We start from the raw sequence: 25,454 nt of genomic DNA on the forward strand, positions 1-25,454 counted from the left end.
GACAGCACAGCGATTAAAATCGCCGCTAGTGCTGCAAAGTCCGCCTGTCTTGATGCGCTAAACCCTCGGCAAAGCCGAGGAGCGCGCATCGCTACGCGGACTGAGATCTAGAGTGTCTTAACCGATGTGGCGACTGCTATACTAAGATTTTATTGGTAGCCTTTTGACCGAAATTGGTGCTGACAATTGTGGGTATAATTGATGAATTTTGAGGAGGGTTTCGAGGGCGCAGGCTTTTTCGCCAATCGCGATCGAGGCTGATTGACGAGTCAACAATTCGATGACTAGTTTCGCCGCAGCTTCGCTTTTAATTACTTCGCTATTTAGGAAAGCAAACAGCCGTTGTTTGGCAACGCGGGCGCGGTTGACTTGGGCGAGGACGCGGGTAAAATAGGGCATCAACTCCTGCAAGCGATCGAGATTGCCCGCTGCATAGTCTTCGAGATATTGACTGGCAAATAGCTGCATATCAGTAGTGGGATGTTCGCTAAACTTGAGCAGATATTCCACACCATCACGCTCTTGAAAACAGTTTCCGACTAAATCGCGTCCAAATTTACGCACGTCTTCGCGATTGCTGTCACAAATACTAATTAGCACTAAAGGTGTCAGCTCGGTAGGTATCAGCAGTTCGCCAAATAGTTTGAAACCAAATTGGCGCGAGTCTGCCCATTTAGATGCCATCACGACAGTAGCAGCGACTAAGTCATCGGATTGTTGGCGCAAGCGGGGCAAGATTCGCTCCAACATTTGCCAACCAGCGACGCGAATCGTGAGAACTTCATGATGGGTGAGTTCGCCAATCTGTGCGGTAGTCAATGTATCCGCCCAGCGGTGACTATTTGCTTGCAGGATTATACCTGCAAGATCTTGGCTAGCGGTAGCCGTTGAGATGAGGAGTGTCCGAGTAATTTCGAGACTGGTAAATTCCATCCAATTAGGGACATCATTTTGGAGGAGCTGTGAGACAAAAGCATGCAGTCCCTCATGTGCTTCAGGTGCTAATAAGATCGAGATCGATCGATCGACTAATCTGCTCGTAAACATCGGATATGCACTGGTAAGTCGAGCAACTGTCGATCGAATTGCCGATCGCATTTCTGGCGATTCATGAGTTACTAATATCAGAATTAGTTCGAGGCGATCGATTAAGATCTCATCTGGTAATTGTCCGAATAGTTGTACTCCAATCGTCCGTACCGAGTCTACCGGAGATTCCAAGAGTGCGTCGATTAAACCAGGGGGAAGATCGATGGTTGCGGTTTGATGATTGAGTAAAATTTGCGCGCCACAAGTTTGTAAAGCTGGCAGGAGATGACGCAACAGGTCGAGAACGATTTCTAATCCGATCGATCTCAATGCTACTCCAAAACAGGTAATCAGTGTTTGAGTGGCATTTTCAGCAATGGTGGCGCAAGTGGAGTCAAAACATAATAACTCAGCAATAACACGCCCGACAATCGCTCGGGCGGTATCGATGGGCAAAATAGTCTCACTCACAAGTTGACGAATAAATAACTGAGTATCTACTTCAGGACTGACAACTAAGCCCGCAATTAAACGATCGTCTGCACTAAATCGATCGATCTGAGTGCGAATCCAATTGTGTGCTTCACTTCTAGCTGGCGCATACGCACAATTGGCGATCGCTAAGATCAGATCGGTTTGCGGATTGTCAGGCTGATAACGCGATCGAGCCAATCCAAATCCAAATTGAGCGGTAATTTCATAAGGTGTTGCTAATAGTTGAATTAGCTTATCGATCGAGATTGCTTGACAAAATTCGCTACATGTCTCGATCGCCTTTACTGCAAATTCATGTACGGGTTGACATTGACTTTCTACCAATAATTTCAATAGATACTCAGGCTGCTGTACCCACAAATGCGGAAAAGCTTCTTCTCGTACCGTTGGAGCCGGATCGCCCAAGTTATAGCCAGATTTACATCGCCACGTATCAGTCCCTGATTTCAATTCATATCGAGGGCTATTGGTATACAGCAGATGATTGAATGCTAGATAACTAGCATATTTATCCCAACTCACCCGCCTCCGCTCGGAACGTTGCCAGTTATTGTCGTATTGATAATATACTGATTCCCGCACGGGTACCATGTCAGCATCGCGATATTGCAACAGCACATCTACAGCTATTTTCACATACTCCGATCGAGCTGACTCTCCCAATGTTCTGAGCGATCGCCAGACTCTCCGCCGCAGATAGTCACGAGTCTTGCTACTATAAGCCAATCGGCAATCCGATCGAGCCATTTCTGTCTGAAACTCGCTAGTTTGTGAAGCTGCATAGATACCTGTCTGGCGATTGTACCCCCAGTTTTGGATAGTTAGATATTCCTGAGTATTCGGAATATTAATAATACCAAAATTACCATTGTAAAATGGCGCAGTGCGATCGAATCGATAGGCTAAAATCCCCAATACTTCCCCATCGTATCGGTATTCAGCGATCTTGAAAATATGTCGCAATCGTTGAAAATAATTTGGCGCAAGGGGTGTCGTTCGCACGATCTCCAGAATTACTGGACGAGTATATTCATTATCAATTTGATACAACAAATCTAGTACCTCAAATTGTAGAGGTGTCGCAGTGGCTAGATAAGTTTGCAAAGTCTGAGTTATTAACGCTGTCGCCGCTTCTTGCTCGATCGACTCCCGCAGTTGTCCGGGTAATTTGGTGATAAGTTCGTTACGGAGTGGCTGGGCTGCTGTCACGCTCAGTTTAGCGATCGCTTCAAGCGCAATCCGGCGAATGTGAGCTGGTGTTGCTACTTTGCGCTGGATCGTTTTCAACATCGCGATCGCACAATCATTCCCACAATGTCCCAGTGCCCAAACGATACTATAATTTCGCAGGGGATTGTCGCCCCACAACTGGATCAGCAATGGTGCGGCAGCGGCTAATTGCAGCTCTCCCGCCCGCCAAATCACCCGATCCAATTGCCACTGTTTAGCTGTTACTACCGCATTTCGATGCTGTACTGCCGCTGTCAGTCTGGCTAAAATCGCCTGGTTGCGAACCTCCAAATCTTCACTCCTCACAGGCACTGAAATCGGAGCTGAAACTGGCTCAGTCGCGGCTGTACCTGCTACTTGATAACCTTTGGTCAATTTCGATCGCACCAAGCGATCGAATGCCTTCTGCGCCGCTGCTAGGGGCACTGCTGCGACTGTCTCCGTGCCCTCGCGGAGATTTCCACCCCGTCTACCATAGCGATAATTGACCAGATAGCGATCGAGTGCTATTTGGCACAGATCGACTTCATACACCTTATCCGAATTACCTGCTTGATAAACTAGGGTCTGGCGTTGAATTAGCTGCATAAGCGACAGGGAGCAAAGTCTCGATACTACTGTACTATATAAGCTGTAATTTGTCACCAAAATCTATAGTTGCTGCAATAGCGATCCTAAGCAATTGCGAAACTAGAGATCTAGTCCGCGTAGGCGGACTTCGCATCATGAGCGAAGACTTCAATCGTTGTAACTAATGGCAACCGCAGAGGTGGTTGCCATTAGTTACAACCGAACTCTAGCAGACGGATATTACGTCACTTGAATAATGAGAAGCCCATTAATATTTCGTTACAATAAACGTAATCGAGAAAATAACTAGTCGTAGACTAAGAGTTAGAGGTCGCTGTGATGAATGGTAGTATCCGAGTTGGTTCTTTATTTGGCATCCCGTTTTATATCAATCCCACTTGGTTCCTGGTATTGGGCTTGGTGACATGGAGTTACGGGGAAGGTCTGGCAGTGCAGTTCCCAGATTTGCCAGGTGCTAGTCCCTTCATATTGGGTTTGATTACTGCTTTGCTATTATTTAGTTCGGTACTCGCACATGAGTTGGGACACAGCTTTGTGGCGATTAAACAGGGCATCAAAGTCGATTCGATTACGCTGTTCATCTTCGGCGGATTGGCAAGCCTAGAAAAAGAATCTGACAGCCCCGCATCAGCCTTCTGGGTAGCGATCGCTGGTCCCGCAGTTAGTTTAGTATTGTTTGGTATCATCACGACCCTTGGCTTTGCCGGACATCTGACTGGCCCCGTCGCCGCCATTACCGCAGTCCTCGCCGCCATCAACTTATCGCTGGGCTTGTTTAACCTGATTCCTGGCTTGCCCCTCGATGGTGGTAATATCCTCAAAGCGATCGTCTGGAAGGTAACTGGCAATCAATACAAAGGTGTCAAAATCGCTAGCATCGTCGGTCAAGGTTTTGGCTGGGTGGCGATCGCTTCTGGTCTGATTCCAGTAGTATTGTACGGTAGCTTTGACAATATCTGGAACCTACTCATCGGTTCGTTCTTATTGCAAAATGCTGGTAAATCCGCTCAGTACGCCCGCGTCCAAGAACGCCTCACGGGGATGACTGTCGCCGATGCGGTAACGCCCAATAGTCCGATAATTCAGGACAATATCACCCTCCGCGAATTTGTAGACCAACGCACACTTACTGGTAGCAACTGGCAAAAATTCCTCATTACTAATGAAGCTGGGCATCTAGTCGGCGAACTCGCACTAGACGCACTCAAAGATGTCCGATCCGATCGCTGGGCACATACACTAGTGAGCGAAATCATGCAAGCGATCGAGCCATCGACTATTATCATCAGCGATCGACCACTCTTGCAAGCGATCGAGCAACTAGAATCCAAGAAAGTTACCACCCTCAGCGTCACCAACAGCGATGGTATCCTCCTCGGACTCCTAGAGAAAGCCGCTGTCATCAACCTGATCCACCGTCCACAAGCAAATCCTGCATAGATCTAGTCTCCAAGATTTGCTAGCTAATAGCATCACTTAGAGGGTACCCCGATTGAGTCGGGGTACCCTCTAAAGTAGCTGGGAAATATTTGTGAGCGAGAAACTGCGTACGCCTGAGCTAGTGGTCAGTTCCCACCTTACCCTCTACCCTCTCTACACAATCGACTTCCGACTTTTACACGAGGTTTAAGTCTAGCCATCATGGTAATCTAAATGAATTGCGATCGACTGCAAGTAACATTTAGCTACCTCTAAATTCATCCCATGCGACCAAAGTTTGTCCCGGTAATTCTGGCTGGCGGTAAAGGCGAACGGTTTTGGCCCCTCAGCCGCAAACATCGCCCCAAGCAGTTTCTCTGTCTCGACGGGAGTGGCGAAAGCCTGATCCAAGCTACTGCCAACCGACTGGTGCCGATCGTCGGTGGGTGGGAAGATATTTGGGTAATCACCTCCAAACTGCTCGAATCAGGCGTGAGTGAGCAATTGCCCAGCCTTCCAGCCGCGAATATATTGGCGGAACCTGAGGGGCGAGATACAGCGGCGGCGGTGGCTTGGGCGAGTTTGGAAGTAGCCAAGCGGTATGGTGATGATGTAGTTATTGGTTTTTTCCCCGCCGATGCGTGGATTGGTGATGCGGGAGCGTTTGCGAAGACGATCGGATCGGCGATAGCATTGGCTGACGATCGAGGCGCGATCGTCACACTGGGGATTACGCCTACTTTCCCCTCGATTGGCTACGGTTATATCCAGCAGGGCGCAGCTAGCGGCGAGTATGGGTTTTTAAAAACATATCAGGTCGATCGATTCACCGAGAAACCAGATTTAGCCACGGCCAAGAACTTTATCGCTAGTGGTGATTATACCTGGAATAGTGGGATCTTTATCTTCACTGCCAAAACCGCGATCGATGAGCTGAAGCTGTATGCACCCGAACTGATGCAATTATTGATCGCAAAAGGTGTCGATATTTATCCAACTTTACCAAAGATCAGTATCGATTATGCCTTGATGGAAAAAACTCAATTAACCCATGTCATTCCGGCTGATTTTGGGTGGGATGACTTGGGCGATTGGAACGCGATCGAGCGGCTGCTCAAAGGTGATAACATTAATGTCGAATTAGCCAATCATGTCTGTATCGATACTACCGGATCGGTACTATATGCTAGCAATCCCGATGAAGTAGTAGTGACGATCGGTTTAGAAGATGTGGTCGTCGTCCGCGATGGCGATGTCACGCTAATTGTCTCCAAAGAGCGCACTCAAGAGATCAAACAGGTGCTGGGTAAGATCAAAGCAGATCGAGAACTCGATCGATTACTCTAAGTCGAGCGCGAACATTGAATTGCCAGTAGGTGTAGCTACAAATATTTGGGCGATCGACCTTAATAATCCAGGAAAAGCTGGGTACCTTAATAATGTGGGAAGAAAAATCGGACATCATGCAATCGAGCATGATGTCTTACTTTGTCTATTGAGCAATGTCTGGTACTTAATACCGCCTTACTGAATCGCTGCATCAGAATTAGCTTGAATGGATCGACAGATCGATTGACTCTTGACTAAGGTACTTGTCGATCGCGGTAGTTAAATATCTATTCTAAAGTGACTATCTGCGATCGTACTCTCGCATTCTGAACTATTACAACTAGACAATAATCAAAGCCCAGGATAAAAATCTATCGATCGAGTTAATGTTGTGACGAATCGATCGTCAAAACTGAGTTGAATGTATCCATTCGATCGCCAAATTAGCCAAAGAATTAAAACTGACTTCTTCAGGTAAGACTCAATCACCATCGGGGTTGTTAGCGATAGATCGGCTCTTCTTTAGAATCGATCGCATACATCATCCATAAGGTAGAGATAATCAAACTAATACTATGTTAACACAATCTCGAACCAATGATTTTAGAGATGGGTTGACAGCCATGCTTAGCGATATTGAGCGATATTTTCCACAGATCCACTAAAGCTTGTTGAATAAACATGAAAAATCCGTTAGGTTATGGATGGCACAACAATAAAGAAATCTTATGGGCGACATCAACGCAACTTTTACATCGACAGACCGTGCCTTCCACATTGAGGGATACGAAAAAATTGACTTTAGCCTGCTGTACGTAAATGGTGCATTTCAGATTGAGAATACCGAGATTGCGGATAGTTACCGCCAATTTGGTCGGTGTTTAATGATTGTCGATCGCAATGTATTCGGTCTATATGGCGACCGAATGCAGGATTATTTCAAGCATTACGATCTTGACTTGACAGTATTTCCAGTCTCGATTAAGGAACCTGATAAGACACTAGCGACTTTTGAAAGTATCATTGATGCTTTTGTTGATTTCGGACTCGTACGCAAAGAGCCTGTGTTGGTAGTTGGTGGCGGACTGACCACAGACGTAGCTGGCTTTGCTTGCTCATCCTACCGCCGTAAAACTAACTACATCCGCGTACCTACATCCCTGATTGGGCTGATCGATGCCAGTGTCGCGATCAAAGTTGCGGTCAACCACGGTAAGTTAAAGAACCGTCTTGGTGCCTACCACGCTTCACAGAAGGTAATTCTCGACTTCTCATTCCTGAAAACTCTACCAACCGACCAAGTTCGCAATGGCATGGCTGAGTTGATCAAGATCGCGGTCGTCGGCAATACCGAAATTTTTGAATTGTTGGAAAACTATGGTGAAGCACTCCTACATAGCCATTTTGGTTATTTGGACGGCACCGCCGAGCTGCAAGCAGTAGCACACCGCCTCACCTATAATGCGATTCAGTCGATGTTGAAGCTGGAAGTACCCAACCTGCACGAGCTAGATTTGGATCGGGTGATTGCTTACGGTCACACTTGGAGTCCTACCCTAGAACTGACGCCAGAGATTCCGATGTTCCACGGTCATAGTGTGGCGATCGATATGGCATTCTCAGCGACTATTGCCCAGCAACGCGGCTATATTTCAGTCATCGAGCGCGATCGGATTTTGGGCTTGATGAGTCGGTTGGGACTAGCGATCGATAGCCCCTATCTGACCCCAGAACTGCTGTGGAAAGCGACAACTTCGATCGCCCGTACTCGTGACGGTCTCCAGCGTGCAGCCGCTCCTTGCCCGATTGGTGAGTGCCGTTTCATGAACGACCTGACCCGGACAGAGCTAGATGCTGCTCTCGCAGTACATCGGGAAGTTTGTCAAGCATACCCACGTCAAGGTGAAGGCGTTGATATGTACGTCGTCCTAGACAAAGTTGGCACTCCGTCCGCAGCAGGAGTATAGAGATGAGACCAGTAACTCCAGTCGGCATCTTGGCAGCCAAGCTCGAAAGTCTCGTGCGTCAAGTCGAGCAGCTCAAACAGCTCGATCCAGCCTTTACCGCCGAATTACATCAAGCCTACGCGCTGGCAAATGGTCTCGATCCTTATCTCGACCTGTGTACTACGCCAGAGTCCCCAGCTTTGGCAGCACTAGTTGAGCGTACCAATGCTGAGGATTGGCAACAACGATTTACGGCAGGTGAGACGGTCAAACCGTTGGAACAGGAAATGGTTTCTGGTCATGTCGAAGGTCAGTTTCTCAAGTTTCTGATCCATTTGACGCGAGCGCGCCGCGTGTTGGAGATCGGGATGTTTACTGGTTACTCAGCATTGGCGATGGCTGAAGCACTACCAGCCGATGGGGAAGTGGTGGCTTGTGAGGTTGATGCTTATGCGGCGGAGTTTGCCCAAAAGTGTTTTAATGAATCAACATCCGGTCACAAGATCGTGGTGAAAGTTGCACCTGCGATCGAGACATTGAAGCAGTTGGCGGCGGATGGGGAGGTGTTCGACCTGGTATTTATCGATGCTGATAAGGCTGGATATATCGACTATCTGGATCTACTGCTCACTACTGGGTTATTGGCGACCCATGGGTCGATCTATGCGGATAATACATTGATGCAGGGTCAGCCGTATGTATCGGGGATGACAACACCGAATGGTGAAGCGATCGCTAAATTTAATCAGGCGGTGGCGGATGACCCACGGGTGGAGCAGGTGCTAATACCACTCAGAGACGGGATTACTTTGATTCGGCGGGTTTAATCATCCCAAGCTTGCGCGGGACAGATAATGAGGCTAGATCCCCGACTTCTTGAAGAAGTCGGGGATCTGATACTGCAATATAGCAACCGCCAAGGCAGTTAGGACAGCACAGCGATTAAAATCGCCGCTAGTGCTGCAAAGTCCGCCTGTCTTGATGCGCTAAACCCTCGGGGAACCCTACGTATCGCGCATCGCTACGCGGACTGAGATCTAGAGTGTCTTAACCGATGTGGCGACTGCTATATCTAAAAATTATGACAAAAATAGGTGCAGTTGCAGAGATGAAGGTCGATCGCGAAATTAGTGTCGATAGGAATACATTACTGACGAGAGTGAAAACGATCGCTACTCTGTTGTTACTGTTATTGGTATTCCCGCTGAATTTAACATTAACGGCGATCGCGTTGCTCAGAGCGGCGATCTTTAGACCCATACAGCCAAGATCGATCGCGGCTCATCCCCAGACGATTTTGATTAGTGGGGGGAAGATGACCAAAGCTTTACAATTGGCGCGATCGTTTTATCATGCGGGACATCGGGTAATTTTGGTGGAAACTGAGAAATATTGGTTGACTGGGCATCGTTATTCCTGGGCAGTCGATCGCTTTTATACTGTCCCAAATCCGCAGACACCTGAGTACTCTCAAGCACTTTTAGATATTGTCAAACAAGAAGGTGTTGATGTCTACGTGCCCGTCTGTAGTCCAGTAGCTAGCTATTATGACGCCGCAGTCCAAACGGTACTTTCCCCCTACTGTACAGTCATGCACGTCGATGTAGACATGCTGCAACGATTGGATGATAAGTATGAGTTTGCTACAGATGCCCAAGCGTTGGGATTGCGGGTACCTAAGTCTTACAAAATCACCGATCCTCAGCAAGTGATTGATTTTGATTTCGCTAACGAACGGCGGAAATACATTATCAAAAGTATTCCGTATGACTCGGTACGGCGGTTGGATCTGACACGGTTGCCTTGTGAGACTCCAGCGGCGACGGCGGCATTTGTCAAGTCTTTGCCGATCTCGGAGAGTAAACCGTGGGTGATGCAGGAGTTTATTCCTGGGCAAGAGTTCTGCACTCACAGCACGGTGCGCGATGGACATCTTCAGTTGCACTGCTGCTGCGAATCATCGGCTTTTCAGGTAAATTATCAGCATGTAGATCGATCGGATATCGAAGCGTGGATTCGGACTTTTGCTAGTAGTTTGAAACTTACCGGACAGGTTTCACTGGATTTTATGCAGGCGAATGATGATGGACAAGTATATGCGATCGAGTGCAATCCCCGCACCCATTCTGCCATCACAATGTTCTACAATCATCCTGATGTCGCCCAGGCTTATTTACAACTAGAGGCACTGAGCGAAACAGTTCAACCATTAGCATCTAGCCGCCCGACTTACTGGATTTATCATGAAATTTGGCGATTGGTGACACATTTATATTCGCCACAACTGACTAGGGAACGATTACAAATTATTACTCAAGGTAAGGATGCCATCTTCGACTGGGACGATCCACTACCTTTTTTGATGGTGCATCATTGGCAGATCCCATTATTATTATGGGGAAATTTACGCAATCCGAAAGAATGGATTCGGATCGACTTTAATATTGGCAAACTTGTAGAAATAGGCGGAGATTAAATTAATCGATCGTTGACAGTTGATCCTCATTACTTAGTTAGCATTTTAATTATTGACTTTGCATAGTAAGTAATGAAGAGCTAAAATATTCTTAACCAAGTAGCTAAAGTATCAAGTAATAATTCATGCGGCGTACTGGATTCGCATTGATGTCAACATCGGCAAATTGGTCGAACTCGGCGGTGAATAATGACAGGAAGTCAGGAACGCTCCCTGTCTTGTCGCGCTTTTTAGCGGAGGGAACCTCCGCAGCGCGCGCCGCTAAATCACCCATTTCGGGGAATTTTGAGCAGATTTAATCTTTCTGAAACCTCAAACCTATGACTACAACACCTTTAACGATCGATCCCCTCAACACCGCAGCCAAACGCAAAATCTTTGGGATGATTCAGGCATTTTGGCAAAGTCAATGTCTCTATGTAGCCACACGATTGGGCATCTTTAATTTGCTGCACGACGAAGGCGCACAATCGGCAGACACGCTGGCTGAAAAGACAAAAACGAAGGTCGATCGCCTCTACGTCATTCTCCGCGCGCTGGCTCATTTGGACGTGCTAGCAGAACGCCCCGATCGGATCTTTGCCGCGACCGAAACCTCTGCTTTATTAGTAACAAATCACGGACCCTCGATCGGGCATTTTGCCATGCACATTACCGAGCCTGCCCAGTGGGACGCTTGGAACCAGCTCGAAGCCGCTTTACACACGGGGGACGTTGCCTTTGAACGGGCAAACGGCAAATCGGTCTATGACTTTTGCCAAGACGAGCCTTGGAGCGGTGATGTGTTTATGAATGCGATGAGCTTTTTGACCGACCATGCGATCGATGCACTTCTGGATGTGTATGACTTCGATCGCTTCCCGACGATTATGGATGTCGGCGGCGGACAGGGCGGATCGATCGGCAACATTGTCAAACGCTTCGGCTGCAAAGGGATATTGTTTGATGTGCCCTACGTGACGGCAACGGCTCCGGCTTATCTCGCCAAGTTGGGCGTGAGTGAAGGCTCGATCGAGGTGATTTCCGGCGATGTATTCGAGGCGGTGCCGACTGGGGCAGACGCGATCGTGATGAAATATTTCATCTCCGCTTGGAACGATGATGATGCTCGAATCATTCTCAAAAACTGCCGTGCTGCCCTGCCACCCCACGGCAAAATCATTCTCCTGCAAGCATTTGTGCCCGATCTCGACGATCCTAAAACTGCTCCAGATGGCATCATGCCAGGACTGTTTGCAGTGCAAATCATGGTTTCGGTGCCCGGAGGAGCATGGCGAACTCGTCAACAGTTTAAAACGCTGTTTGAAGAATGCGGCTTTAAGTTAGAAAAAACCGTCGATACTGGCACAAATCTATCCGCTATGGAGTTTGGACTGGCTTAAACAGTTGACAGTTGCGGATGCAATCACGCGGAGGATACCTGGCGCATGTGTTGCACCAGCGGCTCGCGATACGTAGGCTCTGCCGAGGGTTTGCGGATGCAATCACGCGGAGGTTCCTCCGCATGTGTTGCACCAAGCAGCGAGACAAGACAAGCAGACAGTTGACAGCGATTTTGGTCAAGACAGCGAATCTGCGGCGCATCGACATGGAGGTGTATCCTTCACTGGGCGGGTGACAAAGGCGAGACAGGTTGTGTACGTCAAGACAAGAAAGCGAAGTTGTTATTGGAGAGATTTAGACTCCCTAGATAACAAGTATATGCCTACAGGTAGGAGGCTCTAAACCCCTGCTTTTTGGTAATGCCAGGGCAAATTGCAATATCTATTTTCTCTGACGCTAACATCAGATGCAACTACCACCACTTCAACGTCGAATTCTCAGCCAGCTCGAACGTCTGCCCACGGGAGTTTCCGAACTCGTCACCGCCAGCTTGCTCGAACGCAGTCAAATTCGGTTGGGCGATGCCGTGACGGGCGTTTTACGCTCCTTGCGTCCCCGTCGGCCGATGGACTGGGACCCGTGGATCGTCAAAACGGACGACCTTTACCGTCTCTATTACCTACGCGGACTAGAGGGACAAACCCCCTGGTGGACGGTTAGCCAGCTCTGCGGCGCAGTCTCGGACGATCTCAAACACTGGCACGACTTAGGAACGCTGCTCAAGCCCGAACCCGATCGAGCTTGGGAATCCGGTCGGATCTGTGCCGGATGCACCTATGCAGAAGACGGCATCCTCTACCTATTTTACTCAGCAGGCGGTAAGCAAATGCCCGACTTGCGAAATGAAGCGATCGCGCTGGCTACTTCCACTGATGGCATTCATTGGCAGCGTCAACTTCACCATTTTCCACTTATTCCCGATTCGCAAGATCCTTGGTATGGTCACTGCAACTTGACGCAGCATCTTCACTGGCGCGATCCCTATCTTTTCAAAGACCCGCAGGATGGACGATACTACATGTTCATCTGTGCGAGTGCCAAGACTCCAGGCAACTTTCAGGGGTGTGTCGGGTTAGCGGTGAGTGACACGATCGCCGGATGCTATCAAATCTTGCCGCCTGTGGTTGCTCCCACTTCAGCAACTGCCGCTGACTGGCCGTTTTACCACATAGAACGTCCGCAAGTTTTTTACAAAGATGGACGCTATCACCTGTTCTTTTCCTGCTTTCGGATCTACCTCAATCCCAATTGGCTCGATCGAGTCAACAACCGCCGCATCACCAACTCGACGCTCTACTGGTATGTCTCAGACTCAGTGACAGGCCCTTATCGTCCTCGATTTGATGATGAATCGATCGTGCCTGGTAGCGATCGGATTGGCATGTATGGTATGAACTTCCTGCCTATGGACGATCGCCTCGACGAGTTTATCGTCTATGGGTGGTATCACCGTCTGCACACATTAGGCGTGTCACCCGCACTGCGAGCAAGTTGGAAAAACCCCGATCGATTTAGGCTTTATCACTTGGAATCTAACCAATCTTTTGGAGCTTAAAAGAGTTAGGAGCGAAAACAACACCTCAGTATCAGCCCAATCAAGACTTAGGCGGTCGAAAAATCGCGACAGGATCGACAAACAGTCATGTAGGGTGCGCAATGTCCACCAGTAATGTAGTAATGTAAGGTGGGCATTGCCCACCAGCTAGGTTTCAGGCACAATTTACTCGTTCGTGGAGCGTACCGTAGGTAATCGATCGATAACGATCGATTACCTACGGGGTAAGTCTGATTGCAAATCAAAGCCCATCGAACGTTTAAGAGCTAGTTATTTATGCCCAGGTTAAGAGTACTACATTTAGTCGGCTCGGCAGTCAGTGATTTTTATGGCGATCTGTCGCGCCTTTATGCCCAAGATTGTCTGGAGAGTACTGCCAATCCAGCTCTGTATGAGTTTCATATTGCCTATATTACACCCGATCGCCAGTGGCGATTTCCGGTCGATCTGAGTCGGGAGGCGATCGCCGCAGCTACACCACTATCGCTAGCTGAAGCCGTGCAGGTGCTGCTAAATCTTCAGATCGACGTGATGGTACCGCAGATGTTTTGCATCCCAGGGATGACTCAATATCGTAATTTATTCAACTTATTGAATATTCCATATATCGGCAACACCGCCGATCTGATGGCGTTGGTAGCTGACAAAGCCAAGACTAAAGCGATCGTCGCCGCCGCTGGGGTAATTGTCCCGACAGGCGAAGTCCTCCGTGCTGGCGATCGGCTGAGTATTGATTTGCCAGTAGTCATCAAGCCGATGAATGGGGATAATTCGATCGGTGTGACACTGGTGACAGACATCGCGGACTATGATGCGGCAATGCAAGTCGCACTCACTCATTCAGATGAGATCTTAGTCGAAACATTTATCGAGCTAGGGCGTGAAGTCCGCTGCGGAGTCATCGTTCAAGCTGGTAAGTTGGTGTGTTTACCACTTGAAGAATACGCCTTGGATGCCACGACGCGACCGATTCGGAGTTATGCTGACAAGCTGAAGCAAAATGATGATGGTAATCTAGACTTCGCTGCCAAGGATAGTACCAAGTCGTGGGTGATTGACACTAGCGATCCAATTACCGAAAGTGTCTGGGCGATGGCGCGCAAATGTCATGTAGCCTTGGGCTGTCGCCATTACAGTCTATTTGATTTTCGGATCGACCCCTGGGGCAATCCTTACTTTTTAGAGGCTGGATTGTACTGTTCGTTTGCCCAAACTAGCGTCCTGTCGGCGATGACTAAAGCAGCGGGAATGCCACTGGATAAGTTCTTCTACAGCATGTTGCAAATTGCTCTGGAGAGTGACAGCGTAGATCTAAGGATACCCACAAGGGGCACCCCTACAGATTAATTGCGTAGGGGTGCCCCTTGTGTGTACCCTGGGTCTGCACTAAGCAATAGTCTATCTAACGTCAGTTCGGGTGAAGAGGAGCCTGGAGACTAAAGTCTCGGCTCATAATGCAAAGTCCGCCTTCGCGGACTGAATCTTAGTCCGCGAAGGCGGACTTTGCATTATGAGCACCGATTTCAATCGAGTGCGGAGCCAATAGCCTTAACCCGAACTCACGTTATCTAGTATGGGTTTGTCAGACGCGGCGGTTACAAGAGGCGTTTATGCCTCGCATTTGGGACGTGCAAAAATACCTGGATATGGTTCTGCTGAAAATACGTCCGAACGATCGAGCAAATAGCGATCGCACACGCCAAATAGTTCCACCTCAGTCTGCGCTTTCCGCATCTCTCGCAAGAACATCCCCTCGGCATCCACACTTTGACCGATGTAGTTGAGATACATTTTGAGATGGCTAACTCGCGATTTTGCGGCGATCGCTTGCACCTTGGGCATCTGATATAGTCGATCGATATAGTCTCGTACTTGCGCTAAGGTAACGATCGAAATCTCTTGCCCTGATAATGCCTCCCGAATTTGTTTAAAAATCCAGGGATTGCGAATTGCCGAGCGTCCGATCATCACTCCCGCTGCTTGAGTTTGGGATATTACCGCCATTGCCGTCGCAGCCGAGGTGATATTGCCATTGGCGAGTACCGGACATCGCAGGCGGTGGACGGCATGAGCGATGAGATCGTAATGGACGGTGCCGTGATAGCCTTCTTTGACCGTGCGACCGTGTAAGCTCAGCAGATCGATCTGATGCTTGTCAATTAAGCCCAAAATCCGATCGAATTGAGTCGTATCCTCAAATCCAATCCGCATTTTTACCGTCAATCGCCCAGCCACAGCCGAGCGCAACTCGCCCAGGATGCGATCGATCTTATCGGGATCGCGCAATAGTCCACCACCAACATTTTTACGATAAATCTTGGGTGCTGGGCAGCCCATATTGAGATCGAATCCAGCGATGGGGTAGTGGCTCAGTAAGCGCGCCGTCCGCACGAGATCGGTAATACTCTCACCGATAGTTTGCGCGAAGATCGGGCGACCTGTAGCATTCTCCGTAATCGACCGCAAGATCTGTTTTTCCAAGTGCGAACTCTCATGCACCCGAAAATACTCAGTAAAAAAATAGTCGGGACAGCCATAATATGCGATCGCATTCATAAAACACAGATCCGTCACATCCTGCATCGGTGCCAAAGCGGTCAATGCTGCTACTGGGAATTTTGGCGTCGTCTGCGCCGGAATCAGATCTAAGAGTGTCATCGCAGGGCGAGTCGCGCGATCGAGCATGTGAAAATTAGTATTCTCTTCATCATTCTATGTCCTAATCTCAAAGCTTTCGATTTACTTAGCTCCCTAAAACTACCCTCGACCCCTAAAGCCTGAAACCTAAACCTACATCATGCCCCAATATTCAGGCTTGACCGAATCCTCGATCGCCAGCAGCCAAGCCGCCAGATCGAACCCTGCGGCAACCCGCCAAACTTGAACCTGTGCAAACTGTCTCTCTGTGCCGCGACTAATAATCCAGCGATAGCTCCAATAGCCCAATGCTACCCACCGCAGATAGCGACGCTTTAGCCAGCGTAGGGGATTTTGTCGAAAAGACTTCAGTTCTCCGAGCATGAGTGACTCTGGGCGAAATTTTATAAGATATAAATAATTATGACAATCTTTTGACCAACCTGCCGCGATCTTATCCTAAATTGAGCATGACAAATCCTGAACCCAGTTCAATCCTCGCCTCACTCCAAGACTTGATTGATGTTGTTGCCAAATTGCGAGATCCCGATGGGGGTTGCCCGTGGGACTTGGCGCAGACACCAGAGAGTTTGACACCTTATATCGTTGAGGAAGCTTATGAAGCGGTACACGCGATTCGGAGTGGCGATCGCGCGTCGATCGTCTCAGAGTTGGGTGACTTATTATTGCAAGTAGTTTTGCAGTCGCAACTAGCTAGTGAAGCGGGGCATTTTACCCTCGCTGAAGTCGCTCAGAGTATCAGCGAAAAACTAATTCGCCGTCATCCACATGTATTTGGTGATGTGCGAGTTGCGGATGTCGCCGCAGTCAGAGCCAATTGGGAAGAAATCAAAGCGAGTGAGCAAGAACCGACTACCACACCACTGAGCGATAAGTTGAGTAGTTATGTTGAAAAACTCCCACCCCTGACAGCAGCGATGAAGATCTCGAATCGGGCTGCGGCGACGGGATTTGAATGGGAGAGTATCGACGGAGTTTGGGAAAAGTTTGCCGAAGAATTGGGGGAGTTCAAAGAGGCACTGACTACCCCCGATCTAGCTCATCAAGAGGCGGAGTTGGGCGATCTGTTGTTTACTGTCGTCAACCTCGCGCGGTGGCTCAAACTCGATCCCGAGCGGGGATTGAGCAGTACCAATCAGCGGTTTATCGATCGCATCCAACAGATGGAGCGATTTGCAGATAAACCGTTGGCAGAATATTCGATCGCTGAACTAGAAACTTTCTGGCAACAAGCGAAACAACGACTGGCGAGGGGTGATTGAGAGTTGAGCCAATCGTCAAGTCGATCGGTTGCGGAGATCGTTACCCCACCCTAATTCTCCCCTTTCCAAGGGGAGGGGACAAGAGGAGCCGCTTTCTCAAGGGGGTTGGGGGGTAAACCCATCGACAACGAAGTCGATCTGACCTAAAAAACTTGTTCGACACCAGAAATTTCGGGAATCATGTCGCACAATTTGCGCTCGATGCCCATTTTGAGAGTCATTGTCGAACTAGGGCAAGAGCCACAAGCACCTTGAAGACGGAGTTTGACGATCGGACCGTCGATATCGACTAGCTCCACATTACCACCATCCGCCATAAGGTAAGGTCGGAGGGTATCAAGCACGGTTTCGACGTTAGCAGGATTGAGTGTTAAAGCTTCAGACATATTTCCCTAAACCAAATTGATAATTAGCTAATCGAGGCATCGATCGCATCTTCGATCGTAACCGATCCTACCAGTTATTTGCGGATTGTTTGGGGGCGGATTTCCCGATGCTTGAGAGTCGATTGGACTTGACTATGGTACGGGCAATTACTGTCAGTGGTGGTGGCGATCTCCAAAGCGATCTCCACCAATCGCTAAGTTGATTATTTGATGTCGCTTTACTTGCTAAGATACTCTGACAATCGATCGAGATTTTTGGGCGTGGCATTAGCGGTGAGTATGGATAGCAAAAAACTAGAGTTTATCGCAGCTTCAGCTCTTTTTACCTACTGGAGTTCAGACAATTAGCCGATCTCACCCCCAACTCCATCACTTACGATCGAACAAGCCGAACGCAAAGTCAATAGTAATTAACAAGTTTAGAGTGCTAAGATCGACCGTTACCAAGATACCCTGGGAATGCTCATCCGATCGCGATCTCAATAATTACAATTTTTGTGCTAGCGGGGAAACCTTGACTATTTGAGATCGAAAAAAGTCTTATGGTATTGTCAAAAATATTGTCTAGAAGTGAGCTACTTGAGTTGATTGGGGAAACAGTGCCAGTAGGTACTCCCGATCCAACCGATCCGCTGATTTTAGCTAGACTGAGCGCATTAACTGATGAACTGATCGACAAATCTGGTCGTCAAGCTTTAGGAAGCGATCCATTTAGTGATGTTTACGATCGTCAGATCGTTATCGATCGAGTTCAGATCGCATCAATCTTAAAGAATAAAGTAGTATTAATTACGGGCGGATGTGGATTTGTCGGCACTAATCTAATTGCCAAGTTACAACAATTTGGTGTCAAACGAATCGTTGCTGTCGATATTAGTACGGGCAGCTCTCAACCAGTCAAAATCGATCCAATAGCGACTACTAATATCCATATTCCGGTTGCTTACTACTGTAGCGATGTCCGAAACCTGCACTCGTCAGTAGCCGAACACCCACTACCGAGTCGAGTTGCTGACGCGGACTTATCCACAGCATTCTATTCGTCGGTTCAGCCAAGCTCGCCGCCGATGGCATCTCAAAAGTCACTCACACACATCTTTGCGATCGAGCGACCCCAGATCGTCTTTCATCTAGCTGCCGAACGCTTGCCAGGATTGGCTGAACTGCAAATTCATCAGACTGTCAGCACCAATATTTTGGGGTGCGATAATATCATTCACTTATGTGAAAAGTTCGCAGTTGAGTCGTGTATATTTTCATCGACAGGCAAGGCATCGAGATACTTTACCCCCGATATTTATGCTGCTTCCAAGAAGATTAGTGAGTGGTTATTTAGTGACAACTCGCGATCGCGAACCTGTCAATATGGAATTGTCAGGTTTACACATGTAGTTGAGAATAGTCCCGTGAGCGCGGATTTGGATGCACGGGTGGCTGATGGATTGGTGAGCCTTCACGCTCCCGATCGCTATATTTACACCCAAAATATTCGAGAGTCAGTAAATCTGTTGCTCGATGCGTTGACGATAGTCAAACCAGGACGGACAAAACTGATCGCTGTTAGGGATATTGGTTGGCCGATTAATACGTTAGATTTGGCACTACACAAAATCTTAAAATCAGGCAAAAAGATCCCGCTTTACTTCAAAGGACTTCCGGCTGGATACGAAACTCAAGTCTTTCTAGGGCAACTCGATCTGAGCGGCGAGCGCGAGGTGCTACCGATGCTCAATGTCCTCGAAGCAGATGGTAGTGAAATATCTCCAACTGGAGATGTAGTAATCTCTGAAATTATTCCCTTCGATGCAGAGGTCCTACAACAATCGATCGCCAATATTAGAGCAGCGATTGGCTCTAACGATCTGACGCTCAAACAAACAGTAATTGACAGCGAAAAAGCAATTGCGCTATCCTCATTCGGAGGTGCAAATCCGCTGAGATTGCTGGATATCTTGAAATGGGGTGTGAATGTGGAGCAAAAATCGACTGTCGGAGCAGAGTTAAGTGGCGATCCCGAAATTGTGGCACTGCTGCAAAAAGGTGTCGAGATCGCGCGATCGGCGGAAACTGTCAAGCTGGGTAGAGCACTGCTCACCTCAGCCATCATGCCTGCGCCCATCTCACCCAGTGCAGATCGCAATTTGAGCGATCTGTTACCACTGCACAAGCACCGCCGCACCGGAACCAATCAGCGTAAATGTAAAAAAGATCTAGATCCCGTCACTGGCGATTTGGGCTAGCTGCTGGCTGACGATCGCGAGGGCGATCCCCCGATGACTGATACTGCGCTTGGTAGCGACGGACATTTCGGCGAACGCAAGTTGTTTGGTGGGGACATAAAAAATCGGATCGTAGCCAAAGCCATCGACACCGCGTGGAGTGGTGAGAATTTCACCACGACAGATCCCTTCGGCTTGGGCGGCGATCGATCCGTCGGGACGCGCGACAGCCACCGCACAGACAAATTGTGCCTGTCTTTGGCTGGGTGCGGGAAAATTAGCCAATTCTCCGAGCAGGCGATCGATCCGCTCTTTGTCGCTATTGGCATATCGCGCCGAATAAATCCCTGGTGCGCCCGCGAGAGCATCTACCTGTAACCCAGAATCATCCGCGATCGTCCAAGCATTCAACGCGATCGCCACCGTTGAGGCTTTCTGACAAGCATTGGCAGCAAAAGTGTCTCCAGTCTCATCAACATCTATTTCGGCAGGTTTGAGGCTCAATTCCCAGGCACTGTCGCTCAGATATGCTTGCATTTCCCGCAACTTACCAGGATTGCTAGTGGCTACAATTAATTTTGTCATAAGATCCGATTAAACCGCTTCAAGCGCAGGGGAAAGATAGTGAGCATTTTTGGATATTTCTACCGCTACACACTGACGATTAGCTCATTCTTGATTTTAGCCAGTTCTGTGCCAGTTTTAGCGGCTTTTCCACGCCCGACTCGCAGTCAAAAAGCGATGGTAACCTCAGCGCATCCCTTGGCGACTCAGGCGGGAGTGGCGATCCTCCAGCAGGGTGGCAATGCGATCGATGCTGCGGTGGCGACGACTTTGGCGATTTCGGTGGTGGAGCCGTTTGCGGCGGGGATTGGCGGTGGGGGTTTTATGGTGATGAAGATGGGGACGGAAACCAGATCGCTAGATTTTCGCGAACGTGCGCCCCAAAAAGCCTCGCGGGACATGTATCTAGATGCTCAAAAAAAGGTGCGCCCGAATGCCAGTCTAGAGGGACATTTGGCGGCTGGGGTGCCAGGGACGATCGCGGGGCTAGCCGCAGCGCATAGACAATATGGTAAGTTACCCTGGCGGATGGTGGTCGCCCCCGCCATTAGACTAGCGCGGGATGGCTTTACTGTCAGCGAAATTTATACCGAGCAAGCTAAGTCTAGGCAAAAACTGTTAGCCAGCAATCGAGCCGCCCGCGCCATTTTTACCCGCAATGGACGACCACTACAACCAGGCGAACGTCTCGTCCAGCGAGATTTGGCGCGGACATTGAGTTCGATCGCTCGCAATCCCCAGCATTTTTATACCGGATCGATCGCCCGCGCGATCGATCGCGATATGCGCCAAAATCAAGGGTTAATCACTGTTACCGATCTCCAAGCTTATCGCCCTAAGTGGCGCGCGCCCATCTGCGGCAAATTTCGCCAATACGATGTCTGCTCGATGGCTCCACCTTCTTCTGGTGGCTTGCATCTGCTCCAAATCCTGAATACGATCGGGAATACCAATTTAGCCGCGCTGGGCTGGCATAGTCCCGATGCGCTGCACCTGCTAATCGAATCGATGCGGATTGCTTATGCCGATCGATCGGTACATCTGGGCGACCCTGATTTTACCAAAGTACCAGTCGCTGCGCTGACCAATCCAGCCTATGCCGCCCACCGCCGTCAAGAAATCGATCCCAATCGGGCGCGTCCTTCTACTACCGTTCAGCCAGCCACACCCGCACTCTTAAAACAATTCGAGCTGGGCGCAGTTCGATCCGCCGTAGCAGTGCCCATTGCGAGGATTTCTACCCCGACATCATTACCCGAATCACTCGACACCAGCCATCTTAATGTAGTCGATCGCGATCGCAATGTTGTCAGTCTCACTTTTACCATCAATTATCGGTTTGGTGCGGGGATAGTAGTCCCAGGCACGGGGATTTTATTGAATGATGAGATGGATGATTTTGCGATCGCCCCTGGAGTAGCCAATGTCTTTGGCTTAGTTGGTGGCGAACAAAACTCGATCGCCCCTGGCAAAACACCACTATCAAGTATGACACCGACGATCGTCACCGAAAACGGTAAATTTCGGCTGGCCGTCGGCGCACCTGGCGGGAGTACGATTATCACTACCGTCCTCCAAATCTTGCTCAATGTCCTAGAGTACAAAATGGATGTCGGCGCGGCGGTGGCTGCGGGGAGAATTCACCACCAATGGACGCCAGACAAGCTAAATGTCGAGCCGTGGGGATTCGATCCTGCGACTCTTGCCGAGTTGCGCCGTCGGGGACATCAGATCGAGCAACAAGGTGATTGGGGCAATGCCAATGCCATCCAACAGCTACCTGACGGGAGTCTCGAAGGTGCAGCCGATCCGCGCGGGGAAGGTACCGCACGCGGATTTTAGCCCGATCTAAACTTATACTAAGATGGCACTTATCGGCTCAAAGTAGCTCTTCATTCCCTACGCTTATGATGTCTAAATTCTTGCTCGGCACGATCGTCGCTACTCTCATTATCGGTTGTGCTAGTACCGCTTCAGCCCAACTCCCCCCAGCATCACCAGCTTCACCACTCCCAACCACAACTGAGCCACAACCTGCACCCTCAATCTCACCCCAATCACCAGCAACAACCAAGCCAGATCTGACCCTGTTGGGCAAGGTTTTAAGCTTATTTCTGCAAACAAATAAAGCTAAAACCGACTCTCAACTTGTCATGACGGTACAAGATCGAGGTGTAGATGTGAAGGTTTATGCTCAAACTACAACAATAGCCAAAAGTAGTGGTGAGTTTCGTTCCTCACTAGTTTTCGTACAGCCTGGTCAACCGCCGACAGCCAAGTATACGATCGTCTCAGATGGTCGCAAAGTCTGGATCTATCGACCCGATCGCCGCCAATATTCCCAGACTACCATCGCCAAATTTCAATTACAACCCTACTCATATCTCATCGGTCTATCATCGATCTTCTTTCTCACAGTCACCGAACCAACTCGGCGCGATCTCAAGGCAGCTCTAGCTGTCAGTCCTACTGTATTGACCTCTCTTCCTGAAAATCAAATTAAAGACTTGCAAGGAAGTAGACAGCAAGTTGATGGTCGAGAATTGTATGCCTATTCCTACACTAATCAGCTTGAAAACTGGATCTTTAATGGTTTGGTCGATCCGCAAACAGGTATCCTCAAACAAATCGAATTTACTGGCAAACTCGATCCCAAAGATAGTAGCAACAACTTTACACTCACCGAAAAAATTATCGATCGCAATCCTCAACCAGTCATCAACAATGCCAGTTTTAAATTTTCCCCACCCAAGGGCACTACTAAAGTACCATCCCTAGATATCGATCTAACTGGGTTGTAAGTAGCTACGACCCTACCTGCGTCACATTATTATTTTCACTAATCTAAACATGCAGCTATTCATAGATACTAATATTCTCCTATCTTTTTATTCACTCAACCAAGAAGATTTAGCCGAACTGAATAAACTAATCGACGCGATCGATCGACACCAAATTACGCTGGTCCTTACCGATCAAATCCTAGATGAATTCAACCGCAACCGCGACCAACGGATCGATGGTGCCATCAAATCCCTCCGTACCCAAACCTTCAATCCTCAATATCCCCAAATATGTGAAGATTATCCAGAAATCGATATTTTACGCGAATCACTCAAGCTCTATGAACAGGCTCACGTCGCACTAACCGCCAAAATTGCGCTCGATATCAAAGCCAAAAACCTCAAAGCCGATCGGATTATTCAGTCGTTATTCAGATTGGGGAAAAAGCTCACAAATCATCCCACCACTCTCGATCGCGCGAGATTCCGCATGGGTGTTGGCAATCCCCCAGGCAAGAACAATTCTTTAGGTGATGCGATCAATTGGGAGTGTCTACTCGACGAACTGCCAGCAGGGGAAGATCTCTATTTTGTAACGGGGGATAAAGACTATTGTTCGGCATTAAATGATGATGAATTTAATGATTTCTTACTCAATGAATGGTACGATCGGAAGCAGACAAAAATCTACTTTTATAAGCGGTTATCTAGTTTCTGTAAAGAACAGTTCCCAGAAATTGCTCTAGCTAGTGCTCGCGACAAAGAGTTCTTAATTAGAGATTTAGTAACCAGTCAATCGATCGCCAGCACTCAATCGGCGATCGCCAAATTAAGTTACTACTCAGAGTTTAACGCCGCTCAAGTCAATACGATCGTCGCTGCGGCTATCTCTAACCGTCAAGTAGTTTGGTCGATCGAAGACGATCGCGTGAGAAGTTTCTTATCATCAGTAGTTGCCAATAACAAGCAGTATTTAGATACTGCTAGCTTAGTCGCGATCGCCGGATTATTAGGTGAGAATCAATAAGTTTAGATACAAGATCCCCGACTTCTTGAAGAAGTTGGGGATCTTGGGGATCTGTCCTCACCCTTTGGCATCCTCAATCGATAGATTTCGATCTAACCTTGCAGGGCTTCGGCACCGCCGACAACTTCCAAGATTTCTTGAGTAATTGCCGCTTGACGTGCTTTGTTATAGCTGAGTGTCAACGAACCGATCAGTTGCTTGGCGTTGTCGCTGGCATTATTCATCGCTGTCATCCGCGCAGCCAGTTCGCTGGCTGCTGCTTCTTGGAGCGCACGCAGGAGTTGGTTATTGAGGTACAGCGGTAATAGTGCATCGAGGATTTGATTGGGATCTTGTTCAAAGATCGTATCACTCGGTAGCGGTTGCACGGACGTATCCAATTTTTCTCGCTCGACGCTGAAATTGCCACCGCGACTAGTGAGGCGGAAGACTTCATCATCAGGCACTTCCAATCCTTGGGGTGTCAATGGTAGTAAGGTCTGAACGACGGGGCGAGAAGCAATCAACGACACAAACTTGGTATAAACCAGCTCTACTCTGTCTACGCCTTCAGACAGGAACAGCGAAAGCAGTTCATCGGCGATATTACTAGCTTCCGCAGCCGTAGGGATTTGTTCTAACCCCGTATAGTCAGCACTGATGGGTTGATTGCGACGTTGAAAATATTGAGTAGCTTTACGTCCGACAGTGACAAATTTATAATCTAAACCTTGTGCTTTGAGTTCTTTAGCACGGAGTTCGGCTTTTTTGATAATCGAACTATTATAACCGCCACACAATCCGCGATCGCCTGTGACGACCAAGATGCCGACACATTTAGCTTCGCGTTGCTGGAGAAAAGGTGAAGTAGCATCAGCAAATGTCAGCCGACTTTTGAGGCTATATAACACTTGCGCCAATCTGTCAGCAAAAGGACGCGTCGCAACTACTTGTTGCTGTGCGCGCCGGACTTTCGCAGCGGCTACTAAACGCATCGCTTCGGTAATTTTTTTAGTATTTTTAACTGATTGGATCTGATCCCGAATAAGTTTTAAGTTAGCCATATTTTTTAAATATTAATTAGTAATTTTAAATACTGTAGGGGTATCTCTTGTGGATACCT

Annotated in this window: 20 protein-coding genes; 13 read left to right on the forward strand and 7 right to left on the reverse strand. The window is 48.5% G+C overall.

Annotated elements, in window-relative coordinates:
• Positions 1-141: 141 nt before the first annotated feature.
• Positions 142-3,342 carry a WGR domain-containing protein gene (locus tag ACEW9I_RS14375; protein ID WP_373541018.1) on the reverse strand — a complete coding sequence of 1,067 codons (3,201 nt, stop codon included), beginning with the start codon at positions 3,340-3,342 and terminating at the stop codon, positions 142-144.
• 321 nt (positions 3,343-3,663) lie between these two features.
• Here ACEW9I_RS14375 and ACEW9I_RS14380 point away from each other — a divergent pair, with 321 nt between their 5' ends.
• The 5 genes from ACEW9I_RS14380 (at position 3,664) to ACEW9I_RS14400 (ending at position 10,515) form a co-directional block, all read left to right on the forward strand.
• Positions 3,664-4,785, forward strand: coding sequence for a site-2 protease family protein (locus ACEW9I_RS14380; RefSeq protein ID WP_373541019.1), 1,122 nt, complete (start codon positions 3,664-3,666; stop codon positions 4,783-4,785).
• A gap of 264 nt (positions 4,786-5,049) precedes the next feature.
• Positions 5,050-6,111, forward strand: a complete 1,062-nt coding sequence (locus ACEW9I_RS14385; protein ID WP_373541020.1) for a mannose-1-phosphate guanylyltransferase — start codon at positions 5,050-5,052, stop codon at positions 6,109-6,111.
• A gap of 710 nt (positions 6,112-6,821) precedes the next feature.
• Positions 6,822-8,060 carry a sedoheptulose 7-phosphate cyclase gene (locus ACEW9I_RS14390; protein WP_373541021.1) on the forward strand — a complete coding sequence of 413 codons (1,239 nt, stop codon included), beginning with the start codon at positions 6,822-6,824 and terminating at the stop codon, positions 8,058-8,060.
• 2 nt (positions 8,061-8,062) lie between these two features.
• Complete coding sequence (locus ACEW9I_RS14395) at positions 8,063-8,866, forward strand: O-methyltransferase (protein ID WP_373541022.1); 804 nt, start codon at positions 8,063-8,065, stop codon at positions 8,864-8,866.
• Positions 8,867-9,147: 281 nt separating this feature from the next.
• The gene (locus ACEW9I_RS14400; RefSeq protein WP_373541065.1) at positions 9,148-10,515 is read left to right on the forward strand and encodes an ATP-grasp enzyme; all 1,368 of its coding nucleotides are present in this window, start codon (positions 9,148-9,150) and stop codon (positions 10,513-10,515) included.
• Positions 10,516-10,618: 103 nt separating this feature from the next.
• Here the strand turns inward: ACEW9I_RS14400 and ACEW9I_RS14405 are convergent, their stop codons facing one another.
• Positions 10,619-10,789, reverse strand: a complete 171-nt coding sequence (locus ACEW9I_RS14405; RefSeq protein ID WP_373541023.1) for a hypothetical protein — start codon at positions 10,787-10,789, stop codon at positions 10,619-10,621.
• Between the two features lie 46 nt (positions 10,790-10,835).
• On the opposite strand from ACEW9I_RS14405, the gene ACEW9I_RS14410 reads away from it, so the two are divergent.
• From ACEW9I_RS14410 to ACEW9I_RS14420, 3 genes are all read left to right on the forward strand, one after another.
• Positions 10,836-11,897 (forward strand): methyltransferase, encoded by a 1,062-nt coding sequence (locus ACEW9I_RS14410; RefSeq protein WP_373541024.1) that lies wholly within the window; start codon positions 10,836-10,838, stop codon positions 11,895-11,897.
• A gap of 407 nt (positions 11,898-12,304) precedes the next feature.
• Positions 12,305-13,453, forward strand: coding sequence for a family 43 glycosylhydrolase (locus ACEW9I_RS14415; protein ID WP_373541025.1), 1,149 nt, complete (start codon positions 12,305-12,307; stop codon positions 13,451-13,453).
• A gap of 276 nt (positions 13,454-13,729) precedes the next feature.
• Positions 13,730-14,800: a D-alanine--D-alanine ligase gene (locus ACEW9I_RS14420; RefSeq protein WP_373541026.1), complete on the forward strand. Its 1,071-nt coding sequence runs from the start codon at positions 13,730-13,732 to the stop codon at positions 14,798-14,800.
• Positions 14,801-15,061: 261 nt separating this feature from the next.
• Here the strand turns inward: ACEW9I_RS14420 and ACEW9I_RS14425 are convergent, their stop codons facing one another.
• Both ACEW9I_RS14425 and ACEW9I_RS14430 read right to left on the reverse strand, forming a co-directional pair.
• Positions 15,062-16,111 (reverse strand): tRNA dihydrouridine synthase, encoded by a 1,050-nt coding sequence (locus tag ACEW9I_RS14425; protein ID WP_373541066.1) that lies wholly within the window; start codon positions 16,109-16,111, stop codon positions 15,062-15,064.
• Between the two features lie 132 nt (positions 16,112-16,243).
• Positions 16,244-16,474: a hypothetical protein gene (locus ACEW9I_RS14430; RefSeq protein ID WP_373541027.1), complete on the reverse strand. Its 231-nt coding sequence runs from the start codon at positions 16,472-16,474 to the stop codon at positions 16,244-16,246.
• Between the two features lie 86 nt (positions 16,475-16,560).
• On the opposite strand from ACEW9I_RS14430, the gene mazG reads away from it, so the two are divergent.
• On the forward strand, positions 16,561-17,373 hold the full coding sequence (mazG, locus tag ACEW9I_RS14435) for a nucleoside triphosphate pyrophosphohydrolase (RefSeq protein ID WP_373541028.1): 813 nt from the start codon (positions 16,561-16,563) through the stop codon (positions 17,371-17,373).
• Positions 17,374-17,516: 143 nt separating this feature from the next.
• Here mazG and ACEW9I_RS14440 read toward each other — a convergent pair whose 3' ends face one another.
• On the reverse strand, positions 17,517-17,759 hold the full coding sequence (locus ACEW9I_RS14440; RefSeq protein WP_309737990.1) for a NifU family protein: 243 nt from the start codon (positions 17,757-17,759) through the stop codon (positions 17,517-17,519).
• Positions 17,760-18,301: 542 nt separating this feature from the next.
• Between ACEW9I_RS14440 and ACEW9I_RS14445 the strand changes: the two genes are divergently transcribed.
• The gene (locus ACEW9I_RS14445) at positions 18,302-19,999 is read left to right on the forward strand and encodes a polysaccharide biosynthesis protein (protein ID WP_373541029.1); all 1,698 of its coding nucleotides are present in this window, start codon (positions 18,302-18,304) and stop codon (positions 19,997-19,999) included.
• Here the strand turns inward: ACEW9I_RS14445 and rdgB are convergent.
• Entirely contained in the window at positions 19,970-20,563 is a 594-nt protein-coding gene (rdgB, locus tag ACEW9I_RS14450) for an RdgB/HAM1 family non-canonical purine NTP pyrophosphatase (RefSeq protein ID WP_373541030.1), read from the reverse strand. The genes ACEW9I_RS14445 and rdgB overlap by 30 nt on opposite strands.
• A gap of 39 nt (positions 20,564-20,602) precedes the next feature.
• Between rdgB and ggt the strand changes: the two genes are divergently transcribed.
• From ggt to ACEW9I_RS14465, 3 genes are all read left to right on the forward strand, one after another.
• Positions 20,603-22,384, forward strand: coding sequence for a gamma-glutamyltransferase (gene ggt / locus ACEW9I_RS14455; protein WP_373541031.1), 1,782 nt, complete (start codon positions 20,603-20,605; stop codon positions 22,382-22,384).
• Positions 22,385-22,449: 65 nt separating this feature from the next.
• The gene (locus ACEW9I_RS14460) at positions 22,450-23,343 is read left to right on the forward strand and encodes a hypothetical protein (protein WP_373541032.1); all 894 of its coding nucleotides are present in this window, start codon (positions 22,450-22,452) and stop codon (positions 23,341-23,343) included.
• Positions 23,344-23,392: 49 nt separating this feature from the next.
• Complete coding sequence (locus ACEW9I_RS14465; RefSeq protein ID WP_373541033.1) at positions 23,393-24,352, forward strand: PIN domain-containing protein; 960 nt, start codon at positions 23,393-23,395, stop codon at positions 24,350-24,352.
• Positions 24,353-24,444: 92 nt separating this feature from the next.
• On the opposite strand, the gene ACEW9I_RS14470 is transcribed toward ACEW9I_RS14465, so the two are convergent.
• Positions 24,445-25,395, reverse strand: coding sequence for a F0F1 ATP synthase subunit gamma (locus tag ACEW9I_RS14470; protein WP_373541034.1), 951 nt, complete (start codon positions 25,393-25,395; stop codon positions 24,445-24,447).
• Positions 25,396-25,454 lie beyond the last annotated feature (59 nt).

Source organism: Chamaesiphon sp., from assembly GCF_041738855.1.
Classification (GTDB): domain Bacteria; phylum Cyanobacteriota; class Cyanobacteriia; order Cyanobacteriales; family Chamaesiphonaceae; genus Chamaesiphon.

What these genes read in the sequence shown, in the direction of transcription:
- ACEW9I_RS14415 (WP_373541025.1), top strand. Translation starts at nt 12,305, where the DNA reads ATGCAACTACCACCACTTCAACGTCGAATTCTCAGCCAGCTCGAACGT.
- ACEW9I_RS14420 (WP_373541026.1), top strand. Translation starts at nt 13,730, where the DNA reads ATGCCCAGGTTAAGAGTACTACATTTAGTCGGCTCGGCAGTCAGTGAT.
- ACEW9I_RS14465 (WP_373541033.1), top strand. Translation starts at nt 23,393, where the DNA reads ATGCAGCTATTCATAGATACTAATATTCTCCTATCTTTTTATTCACTC.
- ACEW9I_RS14440 (WP_309737990.1), bottom strand. Translation starts at nt 17,759, where the DNA reads ATGTCTGAAGCTTTAACACTCAATCCTGCTAACGTCGAAACCGTGCTT.
- ACEW9I_RS14405 (WP_373541023.1), bottom strand. Translation starts at nt 10,789, where the DNA reads ATGGGTGATTTAGCGGCGCGCGCTGCGGAGGTTCCCTCCGCTAAAAAG.
- ACEW9I_RS14390 (WP_373541021.1), top strand. Translation starts at nt 6,822, where the DNA reads ATGGGCGACATCAACGCAACTTTTACATCGACAGACCGTGCCTTCCAC.
- ACEW9I_RS14380 (WP_373541019.1), top strand. Translation starts at nt 3,664, where the DNA reads ATGAATGGTAGTATCCGAGTTGGTTCTTTATTTGGCATCCCGTTTTAT.
- ACEW9I_RS14385 (WP_373541020.1), top strand. Translation starts at nt 5,050, where the DNA reads ATGCGACCAAAGTTTGTCCCGGTAATTCTGGCTGGCGGTAAAGGCGAA.
- ACEW9I_RS14470 (WP_373541034.1), bottom strand. Translation starts at nt 25,395, where the DNA reads ATGGCTAACTTAAAACTTATTCGGGATCAGATCCAATCAGTTAAAAAT.
- ACEW9I_RS14460 (WP_373541032.1), top strand. Translation starts at nt 22,450, where the DNA reads ATGATGTCTAAATTCTTGCTCGGCACGATCGTCGCTACTCTCATTATC.
- ACEW9I_RS14445 (WP_373541029.1), top strand. Translation starts at nt 18,302, where the DNA reads ATGGTATTGTCAAAAATATTGTCTAGAAGTGAGCTACTTGAGTTGATT.
- ACEW9I_RS14400 (WP_373541065.1), top strand. Translation starts at nt 9,148, where the DNA reads ATGAAGGTCGATCGCGAAATTAGTGTCGATAGGAATACATTACTGACG.
- ACEW9I_RS14430 (WP_373541027.1), bottom strand. Translation starts at nt 16,474, where the DNA reads ATGCTCGGAGAACTGAAGTCTTTTCGACAAAATCCCCTACGCTGGCTA.
- ACEW9I_RS14375 (WP_373541018.1), bottom strand. Translation starts at nt 3,342, where the DNA reads ATGCAGCTAATTCAACGCCAGACCCTAGTTTATCAAGCAGGTAATTCG.
- ACEW9I_RS14395 (WP_373541022.1), top strand. Translation starts at nt 8,063, where the DNA reads ATGAGACCAGTAACTCCAGTCGGCATCTTGGCAGCCAAGCTCGAAAGT.
- rdgB (WP_373541030.1), bottom strand. Translation starts at nt 20,563, where the DNA reads ATGACAAAATTAATTGTAGCCACTAGCAATCCTGGTAAGTTGCGGGAA.
- ACEW9I_RS14410 (WP_373541024.1), top strand. Translation starts at nt 10,836, where the DNA reads ATGACTACAACACCTTTAACGATCGATCCCCTCAACACCGCAGCCAAA.
- ACEW9I_RS14425 (WP_373541066.1), bottom strand. Translation starts at nt 16,111, where the DNA reads ATGACACTCTTAGATCTGATTCCGGCGCAGACGACGCCAAAATTCCCA.
- mazG (WP_373541028.1), top strand. Translation starts at nt 16,561, where the DNA reads ATGACAAATCCTGAACCCAGTTCAATCCTCGCCTCACTCCAAGACTTG.